This window comes from Cytophagia bacterium CHB2 (assembly GCA_030263535.1).
In the GTDB taxonomy this organism is placed as follows: domain Bacteria; phylum Zhuqueibacterota; class Zhuqueibacteria; order Zhuqueibacterales; family Zhuqueibacteraceae; genus Coneutiohabitans.
This window is the reverse complement of sequence record SZPB01000593.1, coordinates 1-2403: the sequence shown is the minus strand read 5'-3', so window position 1 is coordinate 2403 and position 2403 is coordinate 1. Positions and strand designations below refer to the sequence as shown.

2 protein-coding genes are annotated in these 2403 nt (G+C 55.3%); both read right to left on the bottom strand.

Annotation, left to right across the window (positions count from 1 at the left end):
- On the bottom strand, positions 1-209 hold a 209-nt coding region (locus FBQ85_29290; protein MDL1879226.1), incomplete at its 3' end, for a hypothetical protein.
- A gap of 117 nt (positions 210-326) precedes the next feature.
- Positions 327-2403: response regulator (locus FBQ85_29285; protein MDL1879225.1), on the bottom strand; the 2077-nt coding region annotated here is incomplete at its 5' end.

Below are 2403 nucleotides of genomic sequence, written 5' to 3'. Positions count from 1 at the left end.
GCGCGCTCGCGGAGCGATCCCGCAAACGTCTGCGCCAGCTTTGCCATCTCTCGCGGGCGGCAATATCCGGTTAGGCAAGCTTCCGGAAAAATCACCACACGCGCGCCTTGCGCCCGCGCCTGCTCACACCAGCGCGCAAGCTGCGCGAGATTGTAGTCCATATCACCCAACTGCGAACGGAATTGTACACAGGCAATGCGGAATTTCATCGTCGTGCAAAAATTTGAGAAATCAGACTATTTCGGGAATGTCTCAGCGTCAGCAAGGCTTTTAACGCTTTTCGAGGCGTTTCAAATTTTGGCTTGCCTGAAAACCAGTGTAGACCATTACGAGGCCATCGTCGGAAGTAGCGCGGCTAAGGCGTGCAGAAGCTCTCTCTCATGAATCGGTTTGATCAAATAATCATCCATGCCGGCATGCAGGCAACGCTCGCGCTCACCGGGCTGCGTCTGTGTGCTCAATGCGATAACCGGCAGATGCGCGCCGGTCGCCAACTCACGTTGCCGCAATGCTGCGGTCACTTGAACGGCGTTCATTTCAGGCAAGTGCAAATCGATCATCACCAAATCAAAATGCTCGTTTGACAGCACGAGCATGGCGTCTTTGCCGGAGCTTGTGACGACGACATCATGGCCGTGTTTGCGCAGCAAGCGCGCCGTTGCTTCCTGCCCCATGGCATTGTCTTCCGCCAGCAGGATGCGCAGTGATTTGATTGCCGCAAGCGGCGCCACAGCGCTCGTTGCATGGCCGTCGTTATCCTCGTCGCCCGGCGTTCTTGGAAATTCCAAAGCCGGCTCTCCCGAAGGTTGCTGCAGAACAAAACGCGCGGTGAAATGAAAAACACTGCCCTTGCCCTCTGCACTATTCACCCAAATACGCCCTCCCATCAAATCGACGAGTTGAGACGCAATGCTCAACCCGAGTCCGATGCCGCTATACTTTCGGGCCGGTGAGCCATCGGCTTGCGCAAAAGGGTCAAAAATGATATTTTGCTTATCGTCAGCAATCCCAATGCCGGTGTCCGCGACGGTGAAGTATAAATTGACTTCGCCGTTTTGCCCCAAGTTGTTGGGTGTTGGGAGTTGAGGTTCTAGCTCGACCTCGACGACAATCTCCCCGCTTTCCGTGAATTTGATCGCATTGTTGAGCAAATGCGTCACCACTTGCTGCAAGCGCGCCGCGTCGCCAATCAAAGCGTCCGGCGTGCCCGGCGCAATGCGCGCGGTGAATTGCAGGCCCTTCTCCTGCGCACGCAACTCGAACGACTGCAAAGTTGTTGCCAGACACTCACGCAAATTAAAAGCGGCCGGCTGCAATTCCAACTTGCCGGTTTCAATTTTGGAGAAGTCAAGCACCTCGTTGATAACGCCGAGCAAGTCTTCGGCAGATTTTTCGACGACTTGCAGATATTTGCGTTGCGGCGGCGTGAGATCGCTATCCAACACCAGCTCCGTCATGCCCAAAATGCTGCTCATGGGCGTGCGAATTTCGTGGCTGATGTTGGCGAGAAACTCGCTTTTGGCAATGTTGGCGGCTTCGGCGGCAAGCGCCATCTGCTTCGCATGCTCGATGGAATGCTGAAGCTGCTGATTGGCTCGCTTCAACTCACGCGAGGTGGCATCGGAAGCTTCTTTGGACTTTTGCAACGCGGCTTCGGCGTGCTTCAACTCGGTAATGTCAACCGCAACTGCGATCACCCCGGCAATTTCGCGATTGGGCCTGCGCAGCGGGGCAAACCAAAATTCAAAAAAGACCTGATTGATTTCCGTGGTCGTCGAAAACGCTTTGCCGAGCAAAGCTTGTCTGACGTTTTCTGCCAGCGAAGTTACCTCCGGAAAAAGATCGAAAATCGAACGGCCCACCATTTCACCGGGCTTGAAATTCAACGCTGCCAAGCCGCGGCCTTCGGAAAGCGTCACTTCACCGTCGGGGTTCATGGCCAGCAACGCGATCGGCGTATTCGCGACCACGGTGCGAAAGCGTTCTTCACTCTCGCGCAGGGCTTTTTCAACGCGCCGGCGTTCCGCGACAGCGACGCGCATATTCGCCAGGAAAGCAATGAGCACGATCAGCGCCAGGATGTAAAGCAAAAACGCCCACCACGACAAATAGCGCGGCGGTTGAATCGAAAAGCGAAACGATTGCGGCGCGCTCCACAAATAGCCGCTTTGCTGTGCACGCACTTCGAGCGTGTGCTCACCGGTGAAAAGTTTTGGAATGATGATTTTTCCATCCCCAGAGGGCGCCGTCCATTGCTCGCTTTGCCCGAGCCAGCGCGCCTGATACTGAATTTTTTCCGCGGGATACGACAGCGCGGCAAAGGAGGATTCCAAATAAGAACCATAGGGAAAAATCCGCTCGGCCGCGGAATCACTTAAGACGTTTTGGCCGTTGATGCGCACC